General features: G+C 42.7%; 17 protein-coding genes. 12 read left to right on the forward strand and 5 right to left on the reverse strand.

All coding sequences use genetic code 11. The annotated features are described in order from the left end of the window. The first annotated feature begins 397 nt into the window (after nt 1–397). Nucleotides 398–3,517, forward strand: a complete 3,120-nt coding sequence (locus BT_RS06380; protein ID WP_008765000.1) for an ATP-binding protein — start codon at nt 398–400, stop codon at nt 3,515–3,517. Nucleotides 3,518–3,553: 36 nt separating this feature from the next. On the opposite strand, the gene BT_RS06385 is transcribed toward BT_RS06380, so the two are convergent. From BT_RS06385 to BT_RS06405, 5 genes are read right to left on the reverse strand one after another with little or no spacing between them, the layout of a single operon-like run. After that, complete coding sequence (locus BT_RS06385; RefSeq protein WP_011107682.1) at nt 3,554–4,354, reverse strand: LytR/AlgR family response regulator transcription factor; 801 nt, start codon at nt 4,352–4,354, stop codon at nt 3,554–3,556. Beyond that, a complete protein-coding gene (locus tag BT_RS06390) occupies nt 4,347–5,402 on the reverse strand; it encodes a sensor histidine kinase (protein WP_011107683.1) in 1,056 nt (351 codons plus the stop codon). Before BT_RS06390 ends, BT_RS06385 begins: the two co-directional genes overlap by 8 nt. Before the next feature lie 16 nt (nt 5,403–5,418). Then, a complete protein-coding gene (locus BT_RS06395) occupies nt 5,419–6,723 on the reverse strand; it encodes a TolC family protein (protein ID WP_011107684.1) in 1,305 nt (434 codons plus the stop codon). A 2-nt stretch (nt 6,724–6,725) separates the two neighbouring features. Beyond that, the gene (locus BT_RS06400; RefSeq protein WP_008764996.1) at nt 6,726–9,758 is read right to left on the reverse strand and encodes an efflux RND transporter permease subunit; all 3,033 of its coding nucleotides are present in this window, start codon (nt 9,756–9,758) and stop codon (nt 6,726–6,728) included. A 10-nt stretch (nt 9,759–9,768) separates the two neighbouring features. Beyond that, a complete protein-coding gene (locus BT_RS06405; protein WP_008764995.1) occupies nt 9,769–10,839 on the reverse strand; it encodes an efflux RND transporter periplasmic adaptor subunit in 1,071 nt (356 codons plus the stop codon). A 195-nt stretch (nt 10,840–11,034) separates the two neighbouring features. Here BT_RS06405 and BT_RS06410 point away from each other — a divergent pair, with 195 nt between their 5' ends. From BT_RS06410 to BT_RS06460, 11 genes are all read left to right on the forward strand, one after another. Beyond that, entirely contained in the window at nt 11,035–12,336 is a 1,302-nt protein-coding gene (locus BT_RS06410) for a Na+/H+ antiporter NhaC family protein (RefSeq protein WP_008764994.1), read from the forward strand. A 108-nt stretch (nt 12,337–12,444) separates the two neighbouring features. After that, nucleotides 12,445–12,999 carry a 30S ribosomal protein S16 gene (locus BT_RS06415; protein WP_008763025.1) on the forward strand — a complete coding sequence of 185 codons (555 nt, stop codon included), beginning with the start codon at nt 12,445–12,447 and terminating at the stop codon, nt 12,997–12,999. A gap of 176 nt (nt 13,000–13,175) precedes the next feature. Beyond that, nucleotides 13,176–14,171 carry a GntR family transcriptional regulator gene (locus BT_RS06420; RefSeq protein ID WP_011107685.1) on the forward strand — a complete coding sequence of 332 codons (996 nt, stop codon included), beginning with the start codon at nt 13,176–13,178 and terminating at the stop codon, nt 14,169–14,171. Between the two features lie 72 nt (nt 14,172–14,243). After that, nucleotides 14,244–16,019, forward strand: a complete 1,776-nt coding sequence (gene fucI, locus BT_RS06425; RefSeq protein ID WP_011107686.1) for an L-fucose isomerase — start codon at nt 14,244–14,246, stop codon at nt 16,017–16,019. Between the two features lie 109 nt (nt 16,020–16,128). After that, nucleotides 16,129–16,767 (forward strand): class II aldolase/adducin family protein, encoded by a 639-nt coding sequence (locus BT_RS06430; protein WP_008763022.1) that lies wholly within the window; start codon nt 16,129–16,131, stop codon nt 16,765–16,767. Nucleotides 16,768–16,782: 15 nt separating this feature from the next. Then, nucleotides 16,783–18,213 (forward strand): rhamnulokinase, encoded by a 1,431-nt coding sequence (locus tag BT_RS06435; protein WP_008764990.1) that lies wholly within the window; start codon nt 16,783–16,785, stop codon nt 18,211–18,213. Between the two features lie 7 nt (nt 18,214–18,220). Then, nucleotides 18,221–18,613, forward strand: coding sequence for an L-rhamnose mutarotase (locus BT_RS06440; protein WP_008764989.1), 393 nt, complete (start codon nt 18,221–18,223; stop codon nt 18,611–18,613). A 17-nt stretch (nt 18,614–18,630) separates the two neighbouring features. Further along, nucleotides 18,631–19,947, forward strand: a complete 1,317-nt coding sequence (fucP, locus tag BT_RS06445; protein ID WP_008764988.1) for an L-fucose:H+ symporter permease — start codon at nt 18,631–18,633, stop codon at nt 19,945–19,947. A 186-nt stretch (nt 19,948–20,133) separates the two neighbouring features. Next, complete coding sequence (locus BT_RS06450; RefSeq protein WP_008764987.1) at nt 20,134–20,685, forward strand: RNA polymerase sigma-70 factor; 552 nt, start codon at nt 20,134–20,136, stop codon at nt 20,683–20,685. 59 nt (nt 20,686–20,744) lie between these two features. Next, nucleotides 20,745–21,731, forward strand: coding sequence for a FecR family protein (locus BT_RS06455; protein ID WP_008764986.1), 987 nt, complete (start codon nt 20,745–20,747; stop codon nt 21,729–21,731). Nucleotides 21,732–21,928: 197 nt separating this feature from the next. Beyond that, on the forward strand, nt 21,929–25,261 hold the full coding sequence (locus BT_RS06460) for a TonB-dependent receptor (RefSeq protein WP_008764985.1): 3,333 nt from the start codon (nt 21,929–21,931) through the stop codon (nt 25,259–25,261). The last annotated feature ends 7 nt before the right edge of the window (nt 25,262–25,268 follow it).

The raw sequence follows: 25,268 nt of genomic DNA on the forward strand, positions 1-25,268 counted from the left end.
TCTTTCCTTTAAAACCAACGGCCCGTTCCTCGGTGTGCAACGGGTCCTTCCTTTAAAACCAACGAGCCGTTGGTTTTAAAGGAAAAACAGTCACCCATACAACATTCATAATCAACAATTTACGCATTCTGCTTTTAACAAGCAAATATTGCAGCTTCATTCATCAATAAAAACAGACAACAATAGGCTAATTATTGATAAAAACAAGTGCATCCTTTTTCGTACACCTACATATTTTTGGTTTACACATCCGCATAAGGTCGGATTCGAAATTCCTTGAACAATACATCTACTTTATTATTTTTTAATTGGATGCCATCGTTTTTCAGATTGTTTTTAGTACTTTTGCCCGTATCAAATCAATAAATAATATATCGAACACAAACATCATACTCTCATGAATATGAAAAAATATGTGCTAGCATTTTTTCTATGTTTCATATCTATTACTCCTATTTTAGCACAAAGAGACCACATAGATATTTCAAACTATATTTTATGCATCAATTCCTATGCAGAATCTTCTCCTTGGAGTAACAGGATGATTTCAACCGTATCGGAGTACGTTCAAAAGAACCCAAAACTGGCATTATATGCGGAACATATGAATACTTTAATGATCGATAACGATACGATTTTAGGAGAATTCAAGAATATGATCTCTCAGAAATACGAGCATCATCGCCCACGGCTGCTAATATTATTGGGAAACCCTTCTCTATTACTACGTGATGAATATAGAGAGCTTTGGGGAGACATTCCTATTGTACTCTGTTCGGAAGAAAAGTTTATAGGTCCTAAAGACACCTACATCTACAAACAGCCAGTTACACAAGCGGAGCGTGTTCCGATCTCCCAACTTGCCGATCCCTACAATCTGGTACTTTTATATTCAAACCTTTATTTACGGGAAAATATCCAACTGATTTCTCACATAATCCCTGATATGAAGAAATTCATATTTATCGGTGACGAGCGAGAAGTCAATCAGACCAATAATCAGGAAATACAGACAAAGTTAAAAACCATAAATCCTAATATTGAATACCAGTACATCACGCCACAAAAAATGACAACGAACCAATTATTGGATTCATTGTATCATGTTGATCCGAATACAACCGGAATTTTATTTGCTTCCTGGTTCTACAAAACGACATTTGCAGGTAATACTTCATTGGTTACCAATGCTCACAAACTTATCGTAACAACTACAGCTCCAATTTTCACCCTTAATATGGCTGATATAACAGAAGAAAACGGTGGCATGATAGGTGGTTATACTTATGACCAAAAACACTATAACCAGCAATTAATTCATACCATTTCAGAAATACTTACAGGAAAGCCGGCTAGAGAAATTCCCTTTTATATGCCATCAGATGGCGCACCTATTATCAACTATACGATATTACTCCGTAAAGGATTCTCTCCTTCCATGTGTCCTCCAAACACACATTTTCTGAATAAACCGCTTGGATTCTGGAAACAGAACAAATATTTCATTATGGGTACCTTGTCTTTTATGATATTACTGGCAATCGTATTCTTTTATCGTATCCATAGCCTGAATAGCATCAAAAAAGCACAGCAAAAAGAAATTGACGCAATGACAAATTATAAGAATCTGGTTAATAACATGCCCATTCTCTATATGCAGGAAGAAGTGCTTGCTGATAAAAATGGCATTCCCGTAGAACTGATTTACCGCAATGTGAATGCGCATTTTGAGAAAAACTTTTTCCGCAAAGAAGAAGTTGTCGGGAAAAAAGCGAGTGAAATATTTCCAGAATCAATGCCGGACTTCCTGCACTTCACTCAAATAGCCTTATCAGAAAATAAAGTAATAACATTCCCCTACTATTTCAAAAAAATAGATACCTTCTACGATATAGTACTTAAAGCAAACCGGCAAAATAATATGATTGATGTATTTTGCCTGAACAGCACAGAGCTCCATAAGGCACAACAAAAGCTAAGTACTATCAACAACAAACTCGCCATGTCACTTGACGTAGCTAATATCGTGCCATGGAAATGGGATTTGCGAAGTAAAACAATTTTATGCGACATCAACAAACCGATAGAACTTAGCACACAAGGAAAAGACGTTGCCGAAGAACAACTGGCAGTACCCGACTATCACTATTTTTCCAAGATATTTAAGGAAGACCGGAAACGGGTAGAACAGGCTTATCAGAACTTAATAGACGGTCATTCGGAAAAAGTAAAAGAAGAATATCGCGTAGTCAGCACACAAAAAGGATTTCATAGGATAGAATGGGTGGAAGCCCAAGCAGCCGTTGAAACGCGGGATGAGAATGGCAAACCATTGACTCTTGTTGGCTCCTCACTCGTTATCACTGAACGAAAAAAAATGGAGATGGAACTGATTAATGCCAAAAACCGTGCCGAAGAGTCCAATCGGCTGAAGTCTGCTTTCCTTGCCAACATGAGTCATGAAATTCGTACTCCTCTAAATGCTATCGTCGGTTTCTCCGGTATATTGGCATCCACCGAAGAAGAAGAGGAAAAACAAGAATATGTCAGTATCATTGAAAACAATAATACGTTATTATTGCAGCTCATCAGTGATATCCTTGATTTATCAAAAATAGAAGCAGGAACATTGGACCTGCACTATTCCAATGTTGAAATCAATGATTTAATGAAAGACCTGGAAAACATGTGTCAACTGAAACTTAAGTCGGATGCTGTCAAACTGGAATTCGTAGCTCCTGAAGAACCATGTTTCGCACATATAGAAAAGAACAGGTTATCTCAGTTAATTATTAACCTGGTGACGAATGCCATAAAATTCACCATTCAAGGTAGTATCCGATTTGGATACAAACGTCAGAACAATGAATTATATTTCTATGTGGCTGATACAGGTTGCGGCATTCCTCAAGATAAGCAAAAAAGTATTTTTGGACGTTTCGTCAAATTAAATTCATTTGCACAAGGTACGGGTTTAGGACTCTCAATCTGCCAGACACTTGTCGAACACATGGGAGGTAAAATCGGGGTAGAATCAGAAGAAGGAAACGGCTCTACATTCTGGTTCACTTTGCCTTACAAGCAAGCAGAGACTGTTAAGAAGAGCCTTCCAAAGGACATACAACCTATTGCCATAGAAAAGGATAAGCTGGTAATTTTGATTGCTGAAGATAATGAAAGCAATTATAAGTTGTTCGAATCTATTCTAAAATATGATTATCATCTGCTTCATGCCTGGGATGGTCAGGAAGCTGTAAACATGTTCAAGGAGCATAATCCACAAATTATATTAATGGATATCAATATGCCTGTCCTGGATGGATATGAAGCAACCAAAGAAATCCGCAAGTACTCTGCCAAAGTACCGATTATCGCCATTACGGCTTTTGCATATGCTTCAGACGAGCAACGGGTGATGGAAAGTGGTTTTGACGGGTATATGCCGAAACCTATCAATGCCCGTCAGTTGAAGGCGCAACTGACAGATATCATGCAAAAACGTATTGTATTGCTATAGGGGAAATCAATTCCCTTTTGGAAGATAACAAAACAGCTAATAATTCAGCCACATTCTGAATGAAGCCATCTTGTCTTTACTTATCATTATCTTATCTTTGAAAGGTGGTTGTACATGAACGATTGCCTTTCCTAAGAAATAGGATTCAATACGCTGAATGGCATCAATACAGACTAATGTCTGACGATTCGTCCGGAAAAAGTGATCCGGATCGAGTTGTTCACTCAATCGGTCTAGTGCCAGATCAATGAGATACTCACGATTCTTATGGGTTACGGCAAAGGTGAGCTTATTTTCCGAATAAAAGTAAGCGATATCACTCACCTGTAAGGTGAATAGTTTCTCGCCACTAGAAATAAGGAAACGAGTACGATACTTTTTCTGCACAGAGACAGAGGTCTCATGCGCAGCAGAAAGTTGCTGCAATATTTCCAGCATCCGGCTTTCCTGATTGAAATCATGGATGTAGTTCTTTGTCAATCCTTCAAAACGTTGAATGGTCTGCATCAGGCGGTCTTCATGAATCGGCTTCAAAAGATAGTCAATGCTATTCACTGAGAAAGCACGCACAGCATATTCGTCATAAGCAGTAGTAAATACAATCATACTCTCCGGATGCGCCTGTTCTATAAAAAGAAAAGAATTGCCATCCGTTAGCTGAATATCCAGAAACAGGATATCCGGATGAGGATGCTGCCCGAACCACTCTACTGCCTCTTCAATATTACCGGGCAATAACTGTACCTCCCAATCGGGACGAAGAGACAATAACGTATCCCTCAGCAGACGGGCTGCCGGAATTTCATCTTCTATGATGGCTGCTTTTATCTTATTCATAGAGCAAAGGTATTTTTACGGTAAACTCTTTCCGGTCATTTTCTACCACAATGTCACGGTTGCACAACAACATATATCGGGCAGAAAGGTTCTTAAGTCCCATTCCGGAAGTTACCACTGTTTTTTTAGTTTGTATCCGGTTTCTGACGATCAGTTCCCGTTCCTTTTCCATATAAAGAAGTTCGATAGTCATCGGTTTTCCCGTATGAATGACATTATGTTTGATTACATTCTCCGCTAACAATTGAATAGTAAGCGGAGGCAACTGAGCCTCCATACAAGTCTTCGGAATACGGTTGTCAATATGAATGCAATCGCCCAAACGAACCCTATGCAGAAAAATATAAGAGTTCAGAAAATCCATTTCCTCTCGCAGTGTTGTCAGCCTTTGATTCTGACACTGAAGAATATAGCGATACACATCCGAAAGATGCTGGGTGAACAATTCCGCATTAGCCGGATTGTAGCGAATCTCAGAAATCAAGGTATTCAGACTGTTAAACAAGAAATGAGGATTCAACTGATTCTGTAGAGCTGTATAGCGTGCCGTATTATTCTCTTTTTGCAAGGCAGCCGCTTTCTGTTGTAATCTTAACGTATTACGCATGGAACGATTGGCCAGCAACAATCCAAGGATGACGAGCTCTACCAGCCATACAGTTATAAGAATCCGCCAGCCTCCGTTGGGAAACGTAAACGGATAAGAAGCTCCTGCCAACAACTTGGCAGTTACCATTAAACCGTAGTTCAGCAAAAGAAACATCCCCATTACGATAATATAGACTGAAACCAGCTTCCAACGCCGATGCAGATTCAACGCATACTGATTATCAATCCATGAACTCAGCCTGATGGTAGTATATCCCAGCACATTAAAAGCCAGTATGAAGAACCCCAGTGTACTGACTGAATGTAGCATATCGGCAACCCGATCAGAGAAGGTTGCATAATTTATCAGTAACAGGAAAGAGAATATACCCAATCCTGAAAACAGCGCTATATACAATAAGGTGTTCAACTTTACATTCATACAGTTGGCTCTTTTCATACAAAGTTAGTGCTTTTTATCGACAATCATATCCGTGGAGCGCTTTTATTAACTCCGAATAGTGTCCTTGTGCCGCAGCTTTGGCTTGTACATAATTCACCTGCGATGTCTGCCGATAGGTTTGCGCGTCAATCACTTCCACCACTGACACTTTTCCTTCATTATAACGTTCTATTGCTTTCGCTTCATTCTCTTCTGCCTTCGCCAGTGAATTTTCGCTCAAACGAACCCGTTCCATTGCTTGTGACAGCGCTTTACGTGCCACTCCTATTTCCAGTTCAACCTGATCCATCACTTTATTCAGATTATCCTCTGCCATACCTACCCGAAAGGAGGAAGCACGCTTCTCACTTTTACGCTTCCCCCACTCAAAAATAGGTACTGAGACTTTTGCATAAACAGCATAATTGGGATCCAGATCTTTCTTGAAATTATATCCGGGAGAAGAGTAACTCCCGTCTATTCCCACATAAAACTGAGGTTTGAACTGCGAATCATTCAACTTTTTCGTACTCTCGGCCATACGAATCCGGTCATAAGCCATCTGAATTTCAGGACGTGCCATACCGGTAGACAACCATGTAGAATCATCGACAACCACCACCGGTATCTGTGAATCCAGTTCCGTATGATGTTCCAGCCGGACACCAATCATAGAATTCAATGCCATCCGCCCTGTTTCAAAATTACTTTGTGCCTGGAGCAACTGGTACTCCGCTTCGTTCAGTTTTACTTCCGCCATCAGTAAATCCTGCGGATCAACCAGCCCCACCTCTACCCTTTCTTTAATTGTTTTAACCAAAGCGGCTATTGAGTTACGAAAATCTTCGGCAACAGTCACAATCTCCTGCCGGGCTACGGCACTCCAGTATTGAATATCCGTTTGATAGCAAACAGCATCATTCAATGCCTTTGCCTGATTGGCAGCAAATGATTGCTGATGTTGTGCCATACGGATGGATTCCAGTACTCGTCCGCCTGTATAGACCGGTTGCAGAATGGAAAGAGAACCACCATAGTTCAGTTGTTTCCCTTCCACTGTTCTTGATAATCCTAAAGAAGGGACATCCAGAGTCAATTCCAACGGATTCTCCGTATACTGAAAGTTGGCTGTTCCGGAAAGTTTCGGTTTCAAATCTGCCCGTGCCGATTTTTCCACTTCCATACTGGCAGCTATATTCTTCTCAGCCGCTTTCAAGTCGTGATTGTAATCCAATGCCATAGTCCGGTACTTTTCAAGAAGAGGACTTTGCTGGGCTAAAGCAGACAAAGACCCTAAAGCAAAACCACATAACAACAAGCTATATATCCTTATTTTCATCTTTATTTTCCTTTTACTTTATAAAACATTGAATATAATGCAGGCGTGACAAACAAGGTCAATCCCGTGGCAAACGTCAGTCCGAAAATAATAGTCGCAGCCATTCCGCCGAAAGCGACATCAAACAATAGCGGGACCATACCGAAGATGGTAGTGGTTGCCGCCATCAATACCGGACGGGTTCGGGAAACCGTAGCCTCAACAATAGAGGTATACAGATCAATTCCACTACGATGCTGCACATTGATTTCATCAATCAGTACAATCACATTCTTGATGATCATTCCAAGCAACCCCAGCCAACCGGCTATCGGAAAGAAACCGAAGTCAAAGCCGGTCAAGAGCATCCCCACCGCAATACCTATCAAAGACAAAGGCAGGACACAAAGAATGATGACCGGTTCACGGAAATTACCGAACAGCCCTACCAGGATAACCACTAATGCAAGGAATGCCAACGGGAAATATTTAGCAATGGCCTGCATCGCCTCACCCTGATCTTTATACTGGGCATCCCAAAAGAAAGTATATCCTTCGGGAAGCTGGATGTTCTCTATTTCTTTCCGGATTTCTCCATGTACTTCCGCCATCGTATGCCCCGGTTTCACGCCACACATTGCAGCCATTGACAACTGACGGTTATAAGTTCTCACCTGTGGAAACTCCCAGGTTGTCTCTATCCGTTCCGTTACCTGTGAAAGCGGAGCCGACCTTTCTCCATTCCATATCGAAAAGTCTCCCAAAGAATGGGCGTCCGTTATATCCACATTACCCGATTTCAAAAGAACGGGAACTTTTTTCTCATTATCCCGATAGACACCGACAGGCAAACCATCATTAATCGATTTCACCGATTCCATCATCGAAGCTTTTGTAATCCCTAATGCTCCGGCCTTCACCGGATCATATACCGGACGGATAACCATCGACATATTCCCCCATTCGTTCCGGGCATCCGAAACTTTAGGATTTTGTCGCATAATCTCAATGGCCTGCCCTACCAAAGAATCAAGTACAGCAGGGTCCGGTCCGAGGAAACGAGCCTCGATCACCGCTTCCGTCAACGGGCTCAACTCGAATTTATTTACTTTAATCAACGGTTCGGGAAACCTCAACGAAACAGAATCCTGCAAACGGGCATGCAGCTGACGGGAAAGTTTCGAAGTTTTGCATTTCATCAAAATTTGTGCATAGTTGGATTGAGGTCCAAAGGAAACGTTTGACAAGTAATAACGCGGCGGAGTCCGTCCTATATAAGTAGATACCATTTCCGTTTCTTCCTGTCCGCGGATATACTCCGCCATATCCATCACCATCTTATCTGTTTCTTCAATCCGTGTCCCTTCGGGCAACCACATATCCAATGTAAAATACTGCTTATCCAATGCGGGAACAAAGACCTTAGGAATGAACTTGAAACTCCATGCCGACAATACCAGCATAATGACCATACACCCAATCGTTGCATATCGGTGACGAATCACCCACCTCAATGCAGAACGAAATTTATCGTAATACTTGCCTGCAAAAAGAGCCGCCTTAAGTTCGTTGGGTCTTGGCCGACGGACAAACTCCTGAATAAAGAAAGGAGTCTGCGTCAGCGCAAAGACCCAACTGAACATCAGCGAAACGCCGATAACTACAACTAAGGATGACAGTAACTCGCCGGTAATATGCGGCGAATAATATATAGGTAAAAAAGTTAGAATCGCAATGACTGTCGCCGCCAATAAGGGCAACGAAGTTGAAGAACAGGCCCGCAATATGGCTACCCGTTTCCGCATTCCCCGCTGCATATTGACCAATGCCGAATCGGAGACCACAATGGCATTATCTACCAACATTCCCATAGCAATGATAATGGCAGCAAGTGACATACGTTGCAAGGCAATTCCTTGTGAAAGCATCACAATCAAGGTCGCAAAGATGGAAAACACCAATCCGCTGCCAATCAGAATACCATTCTTAAATCCAATAAAAAACAACAGAATAGCCACTACCGTTACCACAGATATGATCAGGTTCAGAATAAATCCTTGATTGGCCACTGCCGATTCATAACCCTGATCATAAATCGTCTGCAACTCAAAACCTTCGGGCATGGTCTCTGCAAAATGGTCAATCTCCTGTTTTACTGCCTCTGCCATATCGACAACATTTCCTGTGGGTATCGTAGAAATAGCAATACCTACCGCAGGTTTCCCGTCAATCCGCATTTTATTACTTGGAGGCGTCTGATAACTCTCCTCAATCTCTGCAATATCAGCCAGCCGGAAATGCTCTCCTGTACGTGATACAATAGTCATATTCCGGATGTCATCCAGAGAATAAAAATTACCGGTAGATTCAATTCGTATCCTGTTCACGCAGGCATCAATTCCTCCGGCATCCACTACCCTGTTCTGTGCATCGAAGGCACGTGAAATATCCGTAGTCGTAATTCCACTCCGTGCCATAACGGAAGGATTAAGAATGACGTCAATCGTTGGGGACTGTACACCATAAATCTCCACTTTTGCCACATCCTTCACCCTGAGCAGTACATTCTTGATAAGCTTCGCCTGATTTTCCAGTTCCCGATATGAATATCCTTCACCTGTCAGACCATAGAAGACACCCAGCACATCACCGAAATCATCATTCACCACTGAAGGACCGGCTCCTGCAGGAAGTTTCGACTGTACATCATTGACCTTCCGACGAAGTTTATCCCACAACTGCTGCATCTCATCCGCCCGGATTTCTTTCTTTACATACACCGTGATCTTGGATAAGCCTGCCCGATTTTCAGTTTTCAGATAATATAATTCGCCTAATGACTGTATCGATTCCTCCAATACATCCGTCACCTGAGATTGTACTTCGGAAGGGGAAGCACCCGGATATGGAGTCATCACCAATGCCTGTTTGATAGTAAACGGAGCATCTTCCAGTTTCCCCATCTTGATATAAGAAAACAATCCTCCTCCCAGCACTAATATCAACAGCAGAATAGTCACCGACTTCTTCTGCAAGAAATATTTTACCAACTTCATATTCTTCTACTTACTTTTGAGCGGTAACCGCCCTTTTTTCTTTCTGAGAAATAATATCTACAGGCATTCCGTCCGAAAGAAAACGTAATTTACTCACCGCTACTTTATCTCCTGCCTGCAATCCGTCTTTCACTTCTACTTTTCCATTGGGAAGCAATTCGCCTAAAATGACTTTTCTCTTTACGACTTGTCCTGTCGTTTGATCCACCATCCATACATAGTCTCCTTCAGTGGGACGATGATTAAGAGCCGTTTGCGGAACGGTCACCATAGGAACAGATGATGTAGCAGGAAGGTCCAACAACATTTTTCCTGAGATACCGGCCGGCCATTCTCCTTGTTTATTGGGCAGCAATGCCGTCATCAGGAAAGAAAGATTATTGCGCGTCGTACTCTTTGAAACCTCTACCACTTTAGCCGGATATACTGCTTCGGGACGAACATCAAAACGAATCCCCACTTCCTTGATTTCCTTCGCTTGAAATGCGATCTCCTGAGTAACATACGCTTCTATCTTCAACTGAGTGATATCGATAAAAGAAACGACAGACTGAGTCGCTTTCACATCCTGATATTTTTCAATGTAGACTTCCCCTATATATCCGTCAAAAGGAGCAATAAGTTTCGTATCTTCAAGTTCATTTACGGCTGTTTCATAAGCAGTTTTGGCAGAAGTATAGTCTGCACGTGCTTTTTCATAGGCACTGGCAGACAGGTTGTTTTTCTCATACAACACTTTGATTCGCTCAAACTCAGCTTTTGCCTGATGATAAATAGCTTCCGCCCGTTCCTTACGAATACGAAAATCACGGGAATCAATTTCAGCTATGATATCTCCCCGATGATAGTAATTCCCCGCATACACTTCGAAATGGTCAATCGGTCCGCCCACCCGAAAAGAGAGTTCGGTCTCCTTGAATGGTTTGGCAATAAACGAAAATTCACGCTCGGCAGAAGGAACCAGCATTTCCGCTTCCGCCACTTTTACCCGTACAGGCTCGTTTGTTTTCTTCTCACCCTTACCACACGATGTGAGTAGGCAAAGACAAAAAATACACAATGAAAAATTAGTCGTTGTCATTCTATTCTACATTAGTTACGTTGTCAACGGCACGAAAGTAACGGAAAGAAGAAAAAAGAACCGGAATTTAATTTCCGAAGCGGAAAAAGAAAGAGCTAAAACGGAAAAAGAAAAGATGAAAATTTGAGCCTTTTATCGTACTTATGTGTTTCCTTACTATCTTTGCAGTTCGAATATATACCACAATATCAATTTATGACTGAAGAAAAAATACATATAGAACGTCATGGCAGCTGGTGGGCACTGAGTCCGTTACTCGTCTTTCTCTGCCTTTATCTGGTAACTTCCATTCTTGTTAATGACTTTTATAAAGTACCCATCACTGTGGCTTTCCTCGTGTCTTCCTGTTACGCAATTGCCATTACGCGGGGGTTGAAGCTCGACCAGCGAATCTACCAGTTCTCCGTAGGAGCCGCCAACAAGAATATTCTTCTGATGATATGGATATTCATCCTTGCCGGAGCTTTCGCACAAAGCGCCAAGCAGATGGGAGCTATTGATGCAACCGTCAATCTGACACTGCATATCCTCCCTGATAATCTGCTATTGGCCGGGATATTCATTGCCGCCTGTTTTATCTCATTATCCATCGGAACCAGTGTAGGGACGATTGTAGCCCTTACTCCGGTTGCTGTCGGTCTGGCCGAAAAGACAGAGATCGCCCTTCCGTTTATGGTAGCAGTCGTTGTCGGAGGTTCTTTCTTTGGAGATAACCTGTCGTTTATATCCGATACCACCATTGCCTCAACCAAAACTCAGGAATGCGTGATGCGTGATAAGTTTCGGGTAAATTCCATGATTGTAGTTCCGGCAGCGATTATCGTACTGGGAATCTATATTTTTCAAGGACTATCCATCACTGCACCCGCGCAAGTACAGACTATCGAATGGATAAAAGTCATACCTTATATAATAGTACTGGGAACAGCCATTGCCGGAATGAACGTGATGCTGGTATTAATAATAGGTATCCTGACCAGCGGTATCATCGGCATAGCTACCGGGAGTTTTGACGTATTCGATTGGTTTGGAGCAATGGGTACGGGTATCACAGGCATGGGTGAATTGATTATTATCACATTACTGGCAGGCGGTATGCTCGAAACAATCCGTTATAACGGAGGTATCGATTTCATCATCAAAAAACTGACCCGTCACGTCAACAGCAAGCGTGGTGCGGAACTGAGTATCGCTGCTCTGGTAAGTATCGCCAACCTATGCACTGCCAACAATACGATTGCCATCATCACCACAGGGCCGATTGCAAAGGATATTGCAAAGAGATTCCATCTCGACCGGAGAAAAACAGCCAGTATCCTGGATACATTCTCCTGTCTGATACAAGGCATCATACCCTATGGGGCACAAATGCTGATCGCTGCCGGATTGGCCAACATCTCTCCTATCAGTATTATCGGCAATCTCTATTATCCGTTTACGATGGGAGTCTGTGCCCTGCTCGCTATCCTGTTCCGATATCCGAGGAGGTATTCATAAGAAAAAGAAAGGAAATATTTGTCAATCAAAAGAAAAGCTGTATCTTTGCGCCCGCTATTACGAGTTAGTAGCATAATTCAAATCATTAATTAAAAACAATTATTAAAAATGGCAACTAGAATCAGATTGCAAAGACACGGACGTAAAAGTTACGCGTTTTATTCAATTGTAATTGCAGACAGCAGAGCACCACGTGATGGTAAATTTATTGAGAAGATTGGTACTTACAACCCGAACACCAATCCTGCTACAGTAGATTTGAATTTCGACGCTGCATTGGCATGGGTACTGAAAGGTGCACAACCAAGTGACACTGTACGTAATATCCTTTCTCGTGAAGGTGTTTACATGAAGAAACATCTTCTTGGCGGTGTTGCAAAAGGCGCATTCGGAGAAGCAGAAGCAGAAGCTAAATTCGAAGCTTGGAAGAACAACAAACAGTCAGGTCTGGCTGCTTTGAAAGCTAAGCAAGACGAAGAAAAGAAAGCTGAAGCTAAAGCACGTCTGGAAGCAGAAAAGAAGATCAACGAAGTGAAAGCAAAAGCACTCGCTGAAAAGAAAGCTGCTGAAGCTGCTGAAAAAGCTGCTGCTGAAGCACCTGCAGAAGAAGCAACTGAAGCTCCGGCTGAAGAAGCTGCTGCAACAGAAGCTGCTGCTGAATAAATTTCGGCAGGTTCCTAACAAGACATTTGGAAAAAGCTATAAATCCTCTTCGGTTCGCCGAAGGGGATTTTTTTTATTTCCTGCTATAGAACATATTAAAACAGTTCTCTACTTCTGAATAAATTTCTTTTCTTTGCAACAGCATAGCTCAGCACAGTCATTTATCTTATAACAGTATGAGACGAACTGATAAAAAGAAAACATTCGGTCAACAGTCCAGCAAAGTTACGCAATTAGCGGATACATTAAGCCAGGCGATTTCCATGAAAAAATTTCGTGAAGGAGATTCTTTGCCTTCCATCAATCAGTTAAGTGCAGAATATGGAGTATCACGCGATACCGTTTTCAAGGCCTTTCTTGATTTGCGCGAACGGGGACTGATCGATTCCACTCCGGGAAAAGGATATTATGTAACCAGTCAGGTGACCAATGTCCTGCTCCTGCTCGACCAGTACACTCCTTTTAAAGAAGCCCTTTACAATAGTTTCGTCAAACATCTGCCTATTAATTACAAAGTAGACTTGCTGTTTCATCAATATAATGAACGGCTTTTCAATACCATTATCCGCGAATCTGTCGGAAAATATAATAAATACATAGTGATGAATTTCGATAATGAGAAATTCAGTATGGTTCTCAATAAGATTCATCCAACAAAATTATTGCTTCTTGACTTCGGTAAATTCGAGAAAGAAAAGTATTCTTATATCTGTCAGGATTTTGATGAAGCTTTCTATCAGGCATTACTCATGCTGAAGGAGAAACTACGGCACTACCCACAACTTGTTCTGTTATTCTCTAAAAATCTGAAGCATCCCCAAAGCAGTAAAGAGTATTTTACCCGTTTTTGTGAGGAACAAGGATTTTTATGCGAAATTCAGGAAGATATCGAGAATCTGACCGTACGCAAAGGAGTAGTCTACATAGCCATCAAGCAACAAGATGTAGTGAAGGTTGTGAAACAAGGAAGACTGGAAGGACTGAAATGCGGAAAAGATTTCGGTCTGTTGGCATACAATGATATTCCTTCCTACGAAGTGATCGACGAAGGAATTACTTCATTGAGTATTGATTGGGAGATGATGGGAAATGAAGCGGCAAACTTTGTCCTGAACAATGTCCCGATACAAAAGTACCTGCCTACCGAAGTAAGACTCCGAAAGTCCCTGTGATTTTTTTTGCTGTATTTACAGCACAGTTCAGCACAGATATTAACCACTAAATAACAAAAAAATTAAGAAACCATGAAAAAGTATCCGAAAATCGGGATTCGTCCCACTATCGACGGTCGCCAGGGCGGTGTTCGTGAAAGCCTTGAAGAAAAGACAATGAACCTTGCCAAAGCAGTAGCTGAGTTAATCAGCAATAATCTGAAGAACGGTGACGGAAGTCCTGTAGAATGTATTATTGCAGACAATACTATCGGACGTGTAGCCGAAAGCGCTGCTTGCGCAGAGAAATTCGAAAGAGAAGGCGTTGGGTCTACTATCACTGTTACCTCCTGCTGGTGCTATGGTGCGGAGACAATGGATATGAATCCTCATTACCCGAAAGCTGTCTGGGGCTTCAACGGAACCGAGCGTCCGGGAGCAGTATACCTTGCAGCCGTATTGGCAGGACACGCACAAAAAGGACTCCCTGCATTCGGTATTTACGGACGCGATGTGCAAGACCTCGACGATAATACAATTCCTGAAGACGTAGCGGAAAAAATTCTTCGTTTTGCACGTGCCGCACAGGCAGTAGCAACGATGAGAGGCAAATCTTATCTGTCAATGGGTAGTGTATCAATGGGTATCGCCGGCTCTATTGTCAACCCCGACTTCTTCCAGGAATATCTGGGAATGCGCAATGAGTCAATTGACCTGACGGAAATCATCCGCCGCATGGAAGAAGGTATCTATGACCACGAAGAATATGCCAAAGCAATGGCATGGACTGAAAAATACTGCAAAGTAAATGAAGGAGAAGACTTCAAGAACCGCCCGGAGAAACGCAAAAAGCGCGAACAAAAAGATGCTGACTGGGAATTTGTCGTGAAGATGATGATCATCATGCGTGACCTGATGACCGGAAACCCGAAACTGAAAGAAATGGGATTCAAGGAAGAAGCTTTGGGACACAATGCTATCGCTGCCGGCTTCCAGGGACAACGCCAATGGACAGACTTTTATCCTAACGGTGACTATCCGGAAGCATTGCTCAACACTTCTTTCGACTGGAACGGTATTCGTGAAGCATTCGTAGTGGCTACCGAAAACGATGCTTGTAACGGTGTAGCAATGCTGTTCGGACACTTGCTGACCAATCGTGCACAAATATTCTCTGATGTACGTACGTACTGGAGCCCTGAAGCCGTGAAACGTGTAACCGGTAAAGAACTGACCGGCTTGGCAGCCAACGGTATCATCCACCTGATCAACTCTGGTGCAACAACACTCGACGGTTCCGGCCAGTCATTAGACGCAGAAGGAAATCCTGTCATGAAAGAACCATGGAATCTGACTGATGCAGACGTGGAAAACTGCCTCAAAGCAACGACCTGGTATCCGGCAGACCGCGATTACTTCCGTGGCGGCGGCTTCTCGTCCAACTTTCTTTCAAAAGGTGGAATGCCTGTTACTATGATGCGTCTGAACCTGATCAAAGGCTTGGGCCCTGTCCTGCAAATCGCAGAAGGATGGACCGTTGAGATTGATCCGGAAATCCATCAGAAACTGAATATGCGTACCGACCCGACATGGCCGACTACGTGGTTCGTTCCTCGTCTGTGTGATAAATCCGCTTTCAAAGATGTATATTCTGTAATGAACAACTGGGGCGCTAACCACGGAGCCATCAGCTACGGTCACATCGGACAAGACCTGATTACGCTTGCCTCTATGCTTCGCATCCCTGTTTGCATGCACAATGTAGATGAAAACGAAATTTTCCGTCCGACTGCATGGAACGCATTCGGTATGGACAAAGAAGGAGCAGATTACAGAGCTTGTACAACTTACGGTCCTATCTATAAATAAACAAGAATCTTTCGTCCTATTTGATTTAATAATTTAACTTTGCCGTATCATAGTGGAAGCTGTCTTCAAACACAAGCTTCCACTATATGACGGCTTAAATAAAAACACTATGATAACTGACGAACACATCGAACTGTTTCTGGCACAGGCACACCGCTATGGAGACGCAAAATTAATGCTTTGCAGCAGCGGTAATCTTTCCTGGAGAATCGGAGAAGAAGCACTGATTTCGGGTACAGGTTCATGGGTCCCTACCCTTGCCAAAGAAAAAGTTTCTATCTGTAATATAGCCAGCGGTACACCGACGAATGGCGTAAAACCATCTATGGAAAGTACATTCCATCTTGGCGTTCTCCGCGAACGGCCGGATGTAAATGTAGTACTCCATTTCCAGTCGGAATATGCCACTGCCATCTCTTGCATGAAAAACAAACCGACAAATTTCAACGTAACGGCAGAAATACCTTGTCATGTCGGGTCGGAAATTCCCGTAATTCCTTACTATCGGCCGGGATCTCCCGAATTGGCCAAAGCGGTAGTAGAAGCAATGCTGAAGCATAATTCCGTCTTACTGACCAATCACGGACAAGTAGTATGCGGAAAAGACTTCGACCAAGTTTACGAACGGGCTACCTTCTTCGAAATGGCTTGCCGCATCATAGTTCAGTCCGGCGGCGATTACTCCGTACTGACACCGGAAGAAATAGAAGACCTGGAAATATACGTATTAGGAAAGAAAACCAAATAAGTATCCGGGAATACCATGAAAGATACCACAAGAAACACATATTTGGCAGTAGACTTTGGAGGAGGAAGCGGTCGGGTCATCGCCGGCTCCCTTCTCCAGGGAAAGCTGGAATTAGAAGAAATACACCGCTTTACCAACCGGCAGGTTAAACTCGGGAATCATGTTTACTGGGACTTTCCCGCCCTGTTCGAAGATATGAAAACCGGACTGAAACTTGCTGCACAAAAAGGATATCATGTCAAAGGAATCGGCATAGATACCTGGGGAGTAGACTTCGGCCTGATTGACAAAAAAGGAAATTTACTGGGCAACCCCGTCTGCTATCGGGATGCTCGAACAGACGGAATGCCGGACAAGGTATTTCAAATACTGGATGCACAAAAGCATTACGCCTGCACAGGCATACAAGTAATGCCTATCAATACACTGTTTCAGCTTTACAGCATGCAACAGAATCAGGACGTACTGCTAGAAGTTGCACAGCGGCTTCTCTTTATGCCCGACCTCTTCAGCTATTACCTGACGGGAGTAGCCAATAATGAATATTGCATAGCTTCCACCTCCGAACTGCTCGATGCACGCCAACGAAACTGGTCGATGGATACCATCCGTGCTTTGGGACTCCCCGAACACTTATTCGGAGAAATTATTCTGCCGGGAACTGTCAGAGGAACACTTAAAGAAGAGATAGGCCGTGAAACAGGATTAGGTCCTGTCGACATTATCGCTGTCGGCTCGCATGACACAGCCAGTGCCGTTGCTGCCGTTCCGGCAACCGAAGGTCAAGTAGCCTTTCTCAGTTCCGGCACCTGGTCATTGTTGGGAGTCGAAGTGGATGAACCCATATTGACGGAAGAAGCGAGATTGGCTCAATTTACCAATGAAGGAGGCGTAGGTGGTCACATCCGATTCCTGCAAAACATTACCGGACTGTGGATTCTGCAACGCTTGATGAGCGAATGGAAGCTACGTGGCGAAGAACAAAGTTATGATACGATTCTTCCGCAAGCTGCGGACGCAGAAATTGACACGATTATTCCTGTGGACGATGCAGAGTTCATGAACCCCGAAAATATGGAAACAGCCCTTCTGAACTACTGCCGGAATCATTCACTTAAAGTTCCCGGAAACAAGGCAGAAATGGTGAAATGCGTACTACAGTCACTGGCCTTCAAATATCGCGAGGCGGTAGCACAGCTCAATCGTTGCCTCCCCTCTCCGATTCACCGGCTAAACATTATCGGAGGAGGCTCACAAAATAAACTGCTCAACCAACTTACTGCCAACGCACTCGGCATCCCTGTTTATGCCGGACCGGTAGAAGCCACAGCAATGGGGAATATCCTGACTCAGGCAATGGCGAAAGGAGAAATATCCAGCCTCCGGGAAATCAGAGAAGTAGTAAGCCACAGTGTTACACCACAAGTATATTACCCTGAAAAATAAGAAAGATATGGAAACACCTCAAACTGGCTATCAAGTAAAAACCTACAACGTCCCTGTCAAGCGATATTGCCAGACTCTTGATCTACGGGATTCACCGGAGTTAATAGCTGAGTATCGGAAAAGACACAGTCAGGCAGAAGTATGGCCCGAAATCCTTGCAGGAATCCGTGAAGTAGGTATCCTTGAGATGGAAATCTACATTCTCGGTACCCGTCTGTTCATGATCGTCGAAACACCCGTCGACTTTGACTGGGACACAGCCATGGCACGTCTGAACACTCTCCCCCGGCAACAAGAATGGGAAGAATACATGTCCATCCTCCAGCAGGCCGCTCCGGGAATGAGTTCCGCTGAGAAATGGATCCCCATGGAGAGAATGTTCCATTTATATAATACCTAAAATAACAAGAAATTACCATGAAACACACTAAGCAGTCTATTATCTCAAAGGATGGCGTCAGCTATCTTATTCCATTCATACTTATTACCTCCTGCTTTGCACTGTGGGGATTTGCGAACGATATTACCAACCCGATGGTAAAGGCATTCTCCAAAATTTTCCGGATGAGTGCTACCGACGGGGCACTGGTTCAGGTAGCCTTCTACGGTGGATATTTTGCCATGGCTTTCCCTGCCGCCATGTTCATCCGCAAATTCTCCTATAAAGCCGGAGTATTGTTAGGACTCGGCCTGTATGCTTTCGGAGCCTTCTTATTCTTTCCCGCCAAGATGACAGGAGAGTATTACCCGTTTCTGATCGCTTACTTTATTCTGACCTGCGGACTCTCCTTCCTGGAAACCAGTTGCAACCCCTATATACTTTCTATGGGAACGGAAGAGACAGCTACAAGACGTCTGAACCTTGCCCAGTCTTTCAATCCGATGGGATCGCTGCTCGGAATGTACGTAGCGATGCAATTTATTCAGGCTAAACTGCACCCGATGGGCACTGATGAACGCGCTTTACTGAACGACAGTGAGTTTCAGGCCATCAAGGAAAGCGATCTTGCCGTGCTGATAGCTCCTTATCTCATTATCGGACTCGTTATTCTGGCGATGCTGCTTCTGATACGATTTGTAAAAATGCCCAAGAATGGAGATCAGAATCACAAAATAGATTTCTTTCCCACGCTAAAACGTATTTTCACCCAGACACGCTATCGGGAAGGTGTAATAGCACAATTCTTCTATGTGGGTGTTCAGATTATGTGCTGGACCTTTATCATTCAGTATGGTACACGCCTGTTTATGTCGCCGGAATATGGCATGGATGAAAAAAGTGCGGAAGTACTGTCCCAGCAATACAATATCGTAGCGATGGTTATTTTCTGTATCAGCCGCTTTATCTGTACTTTCATTCTGCGCTATCTCAATGCAGGAAAGTTGCTCATGATCCTTGCCATCTTCGGAGGCATTTTCACATTAGGAACGATCTTCCTTCAGAATATCTTCGGACTATATTGTCTGGTAGCAGTTTCTGCCTGTATGTCTTTGATGTTCCCTACCATTTACGGAATTGCACTGAAAGGTATGGGAGACGATGCCAAGTTCGGAGCAGCCGGTCTGATTATGGCTATTTTGGGAGGTTCCGTGCTCCCTCCGTTGCAAGCAAGTATTATTGACATGAAAGAAATAGCTTCCATGCCGGCTGTCAATGTATCATTCATTTTGCCGCTCACTTGCTTCCTGGTAATCATCGGTTATGGCTACCGTACAGTGAAAAGAAACTGGTAAAAACTAACTTTAAGATAGTGACACTATCCTGTTGCGATAGTGTCAGCATCCCACTCATATAGTGACACTATCCGGACCGGATGGTGTCACTATCTTTTTTCTTTTTTATAAACTATTCCTTTTTTCTTCGTATCTTAATTTAATTTGTTTACATTTGTCTTTCGATTTCAATAATCTGTTAACCCGATGACCCCAAACCAAGACGAAAGACTTTTAGCGCAACAATTCGAAACAATATTCACGAAATATTATTCGGTAGTGAAATATTTCGCCCTAATGCTGCTTAAATCCGAAGAAGACGCAAAGGATATTACCCAAGATGTTTTCACTAAACTATGGACTAAGCCTGAATTATGGACGGAAGTTCCTAATCCGACTCCTTATATCTATACCCTTACTAAAAGTACAACTCTCAATTTTATCAAACACAAAAAAGTAGAATTGGCTTATCAGGAGAAAATTATAGAAAAGTCTCTCATCGACGAACTTTTCCAATCAGAAGATACACTCAATCCCATCTATTATAAAGAGGCTCAACTAATCATCAAATTAGTTCTCGAACGCCTTCCGGAGCAACGCAGAATGATTTTCGAAATGAGTCGTTTCAAGCATATGAGCAATCTTGAGATAGCCGAGAAACTAAATATTTCGAAACGAACAGTGGAACATCACATCTACTTAACTCTGCTTGAAATGAAAAAAATCATCTTTTTTGCATTTTTTTTGCTGTTCCCTTAAGTAAGCTGCCTTAGTTAATTGAAGTATTAATATAACAGTTATAATATTAATACCTCAATATGAAGAATTACTTTCAGAAAATAATAACATTATTCACCGGAAACGACTATCCGGAATCGACCCAGCAAGATTTCTACAAGTGGCTGGTAGATGAAGAGCATACTTCCGAAAAAGACGAAGCATTACAAAAATTATGGGATGAGGCTCATAAACAGAGAACTGCAACCGACATGCAGGAGGCTTATGAACTTTTGAAAAAGAATGCCGGAATACCTCCCATACAACGAAAAAGAACAATCCGACCGATTCATATATGGCAGACTGTCGCTGCAGTTTTATTTATAGTAGCGGCTTCTTCCGTTTACCTTTCTACAATCGGTAAAGATGCAGAAGAAAACCTTATTCAACAATATATTCCTACTGCTGAAATTAGGACTCTCACTCTACCCGATGGAACTCAGGTACAACTGAACTCACAAAGTACACTTTTATATCCGCAAAACTTTACCGGTAAAGATCGTAGTGTATTTTTGATTGGTGAAGCCAACTTTAAAGTTAAACCGGATAAAAAACATCCGTTCATCGTCAAGTCCAATGATTTTCAGGTGACGGCGTTGGGTACGGAGTTCAACGTTTCGGCTTATCCGGAAAATCCGGTGTTGGCAGCCACATTGATTTCAGGAAGCGTATTGGTAGAATACAATGATTTAAAATCGCAGGTGATTCTAAAACCGAATGAGCAGCTGGCTTATAACAAAAATACTCATTACCATAGCCTGGACCATCCGGATATGAAAGAAGTTACCGCCTGGCAACGTGGAGAACTTGTGTTCAGAGAAATGTCCGTCAAAGATATCATCACAATCCTTGAACGTAAATATCCTTATACATTCGAGTATCAGCTCAAAACGCTGAAAGACGACAGATACAGTTTCCGGTTTAAAGACCAGGCACCACTATCTGAGGTAATGGATGTGATAGTAAATGTAGTAGGTCAAATGAACTATAAGATAAAAGGAGACCGCTGCTACTTAATCCCAAAGTAATGGGTATCATCCCAAAAGAAAAACAGTAAAAAAACAACAATATAATAACCTTTTTAACCACTAAAGATTCATGCAAAAAAGTATCCGGAACGGAGCCCTAACTCTATCCCGGATATGAAATCAAGATTCTCAATATTAGAGTTTTACTCTATTCAATTACCGTGAAATAATTTAGTTAATAACCTAATACTAAGAAAATGCTACAAATTTATGAATTTATAGTAGATCAAACCGCAAAGGGAAGAAGTTTTTTACTTTTTTTCTGTTTGTTGATGATGCAAACACCCTCCTTTGCACAAAATAGTGCCAAGATCACGATTCAGAAGAAAAATATATCTGTTATCGAGGCACTTAAGGAAATAGAAAAACAATCCGATTATTCTGTCGGATACAATGATTCGCAACTGAAAAACAAGCCTGTTTTAAATCTTGACCTAAAAGCAGCGACACTTGAATATGCCCTTTCGCAAATCCTTCGGGGAAGTGGATTTACTTATCAGTTCAAAGATAAGTATATCATGATTATTCCCGACAAGAAACTTAAAGAAACTCCTACAAAAAAAGTAAGTGGAATAGTAATCGATGAAAATAATGAGCCACTGATCGGAGTGAATATTAAAGTAGAAGGAAGCTCTGAAGGTGCAATCACCGACATTGATGGTAATTTCAATATAATGGCTCCTCAAGGCAGCACATTAAGCTTCACTTACGTGGGATATACACCTCAAACTGTAAAAATAACAGATAAGAATATCTACGAAATAAGATTGGCAAGTGATACTAAACAACTGAACGAAGTGGTAGTCACCGCTTTAGGTATCAAACGCGAACAAAAAGCGTTAAGTTACAATGTACAACAAGTCAAGAGCGATCAATTGACTACAATCAAAGACGCCAACTTCGTCAACAGCTTGAGTGGCAAGGTAGCAGGTGTCATTATCAATAGCAGTTCTTCCGGTGTCGGCGGTGCCAGCAAAGTAGTGATGCGCGGTACAAAATCCATCGAAAAGAGTAATAATGCACTTTATGTAATCGACGGTATACCTATGTATAACTTCGGAGGTGGTGGCAGCACAGAATTTGGTTCAAAAGGAGAGACGGAAAGTATTGCCGACCTCAATCCGGATGACATCGAAAGTCTGTCCGTTCTTACGGGAGCAGCCGCAGCCGCCCTTTATGGTAGCAATGCTGCAAATGGAGCTATTATTGTCACTACAAAAAAAGGGAAAATAGGGAAATTACAGGCCAGTGTTTCTACCGGCATCGACTGGTTGAAACCATTCGTAATGCCTAAGTTTCAAAACCGTTACGGGACAGGAAGTAACGGTAAATCTGACGGTTCCACCGTATGGAGCTGGGGACCGAAGATGGGAAACAGTCCTGGCTACGACCCCAACGACTTTCTAAAAACAGGAGCTGTTTACAACAATTCAGTCACTTTATCCACCGGTACGGAAAAGAACCAGACTTTCTTCTCTGCCGCTGCGCTGAACTCCGACGGAATGATTCCCAACAATAGGTATAACAGATATAATTTTACTTTCCGCAACACTACAAGTTTCCTCAATGACAAGATGAAACTAGACGTAGGAGCCAGCTACATCCTGCAAAACGACCGTAATATGACTAATCAGGGACAGTATTCCAATCCTTTAGTTCCTGCTTACCTTTATCCGCGTGGTGATAATTTCTCTACAGTCAAGGTCTTTGAACGCTACAACGAAGCTCGCAAAATCAACGAACAGTTCTGGCCATCGGGCGAAGGTGACCTCCGCATGCAGAATCCTTATTGGATAGCCTATCGTAATCTACGTGAAAACAGTAAAAAACGTTATATGCTCTCTGCAGGATTAACTTACGACGTACTCGACTGGCTAAGTTTATCAGGACGCATCCGCATAGATAATTCAAACAACACGTATGAGCAAAAATACTATGCAAGTACCATCACTACACTTACCGAAGGTAGCGAACAAGGATACTACGGCATAGAAAAGAGTGGAAACAGCCAGACGTACGCTGACTTTCTTGTAAATATTAACAAGAGAGTGGGCGACTTCACTATCGTAGCCAATATTGGTACATCATTAAGCGACAACAGCTATGATATGCTAGGCTACAACGGTCCGATACAGGAAAAAGGAATACCTAATGTATTCAACGTATTCGACCTTGATAACACAAAGAAACGCGCCACACAAGAAGGATGGGAAGAAATGACCCAATCCATATTTGCAAGTGCGGAAGTGGGATGGAAGAGTATGCTCTATCTTACTTTAACAGGACGTAACGACTGGGCTTCACAATTACTGGGTTCGTCACAAACCTCTTTCTTCTATCCCTCCGTCGGACTTTCCGGCGTGATCAGCGAAATGGTCAAGCTCCCCGAATGGATTGATTATTTGAAAGTACGCGGATCATTCAGTTCCGTAGGTATGCCCTACCCTCGATTCCTGACTATCCCAACTTATAAATATGATACCACGATATTAGGATGGCTACCCAAAACACATTATCCTATCGGTAAGCTTTATCCGGAACGTACGGATTCATGGGAAGCCGGCTTAGACGCCACTTTCTTCAAAGACCTTCGCCTAAGTGCTTCATTCTACTATGCCAATACTTATAACCAAACCTTCGACCCCAAAATATCCGCTTCCTTCGGATACTCCAAATTCTACGTTCAAACAGGTTACGTTCGCAATATGGGTATGGAAGGAATGTTGAGCTACGGACACCGCTGGAATGAATTTGGCTGGAATAGCAATTTTACTTTCTCATGGAATAAAAACAAGATTATTGAATTAGTAAAAGACTTCCATCACCCCGAGACAGGCAAGATACTCAATATACCCGAACTTGAAATGAATGGCTTGGGCTATTCACGTTTCATCTTGAAAGAAGGCGGAACTTTGGGCGACCTCTACTCTAAAGCCGACCTTGTACGTAATGACAAAGGTTATATTGAGATGGACGCCAATGGTGCTTTGGCCAAAGATGCCAACGTAGAACCGATCAAATTGGGAAGCGTGTTACCTAAAGCCAACTTTGCTTTCAGTAACGAGTTCACATACAAAGGTGTTTCTGCCGGCTTCCTGCTTTCCTGCCGGTTGGGAGGTATCGTTTATTCTGCCACGCAAGCAGCTCTCGACCAATACGGAGTATCTGAAGCCAGTGCAAAAGCCCGCGACGCAGGTGGTGTAGTTATCAACGGACGCACTATGATCAATGCCCAGCAATGGTACGAGACAATTGGTAGTTCCAGCGGACTCCCGCAATACTATACTTACAGCGCGACTAATATTCGCCTGCAAGAAGCACATATCGGATATACTATTCCCCGCCGTTGGTTGAAAAACATATGTGATATCAACGTGTCTTTGGTAGGACGTAATCTCTGGATGATTTATTGCAAAGCACCTTTCGATCCCGAATCAGTCGCTACTACCAGCAACTATTATCAAGGGATAGATTACTTCATGATGCCGAGCACCCGCAACATCGGGTTTAATGTTAAGTTTAACTTCTAAAACCATG

Origin of the sequence: Bacteroides thetaiotaomicron VPI-5482, assembly GCF_000011065.1 — a bacterium.
Lineage (GTDB): Bacteria > Bacteroidota > Bacteroidia > Bacteroidales > Bacteroidaceae > Bacteroides > Bacteroides thetaiotaomicron.

Excerpts from the sequence above, each read along its gene's own strand:
- BT_RS06380 (WP_008765000.1), top strand. The coding sequence starts at position 398 with ATGAATATGAAAAAATATGTGCTAGCATTTTTTCTATGTTTCATATCT.
- BT_RS06385 (WP_011107682.1), bottom strand. The coding sequence starts at position 4,354 with ATGAATAAGATAAAAGCAGCCATCATAGAAGATGAAATTCCGGCAGCC.
- BT_RS06390 (WP_011107683.1), bottom strand. The coding sequence starts at position 5,402 with ATGAAAAGAGCCAACTGTATGAATGTAAAGTTGAACACCTTATTGTAT.
- BT_RS06395 (WP_011107684.1), bottom strand. The coding sequence starts at position 6,723 with ATGAAAATAAGGATATATAGCTTGTTGTTATGTGGTTTTGCTTTAGGG.
- BT_RS06400 (WP_008764996.1), bottom strand. The coding sequence starts at position 9,758 with ATGAAGTTGGTAAAATATTTCTTGCAGAAGAAGTCGGTGACTATTCTG.
- BT_RS06405 (WP_008764995.1), bottom strand. The coding sequence starts at position 10,839 with ATGACAACGACTAATTTTTCATTGTGTATTTTTTGTCTTTGCCTACTC.
- BT_RS06410 (WP_008764994.1), top strand. The coding sequence starts at position 11,035 with ATGACTGAAGAAAAAATACATATAGAACGTCATGGCAGCTGGTGGGCA.
- BT_RS06415 (WP_008763025.1), top strand. The coding sequence starts at position 12,445 with ATGGCAACTAGAATCAGATTGCAAAGACACGGACGTAAAAGTTACGCG.
- BT_RS06420 (WP_011107685.1), top strand. The coding sequence starts at position 13,176 with ATGAGACGAACTGATAAAAAGAAAACATTCGGTCAACAGTCCAGCAAA.
- fucI (WP_011107686.1), top strand. The coding sequence starts at position 14,244 with ATGAAAAAGTATCCGAAAATCGGGATTCGTCCCACTATCGACGGTCGC.
- BT_RS06430 (WP_008763022.1), top strand. The coding sequence starts at position 16,129 with ATGATAACTGACGAACACATCGAACTGTTTCTGGCACAGGCACACCGC.
- BT_RS06435 (WP_008764990.1), top strand. The coding sequence starts at position 16,783 with ATGAAAGATACCACAAGAAACACATATTTGGCAGTAGACTTTGGAGGA.
- BT_RS06440 (WP_008764989.1), top strand. The coding sequence starts at position 18,221 with ATGGAAACACCTCAAACTGGCTATCAAGTAAAAACCTACAACGTCCCT.
- fucP (WP_008764988.1), top strand. The coding sequence starts at position 18,631 with ATGAAACACACTAAGCAGTCTATTATCTCAAAGGATGGCGTCAGCTAT.
- BT_RS06450 (WP_008764987.1), top strand. The coding sequence starts at position 20,134 with ATGACCCCAAACCAAGACGAAAGACTTTTAGCGCAACAATTCGAAACA.
- BT_RS06455 (WP_008764986.1), top strand. The coding sequence starts at position 20,745 with ATGAAGAATTACTTTCAGAAAATAATAACATTATTCACCGGAAACGAC.
- BT_RS06460 (WP_008764985.1), top strand. The coding sequence starts at position 21,929 with ATGCTACAAATTTATGAATTTATAGTAGATCAAACCGCAAAGGGAAGA.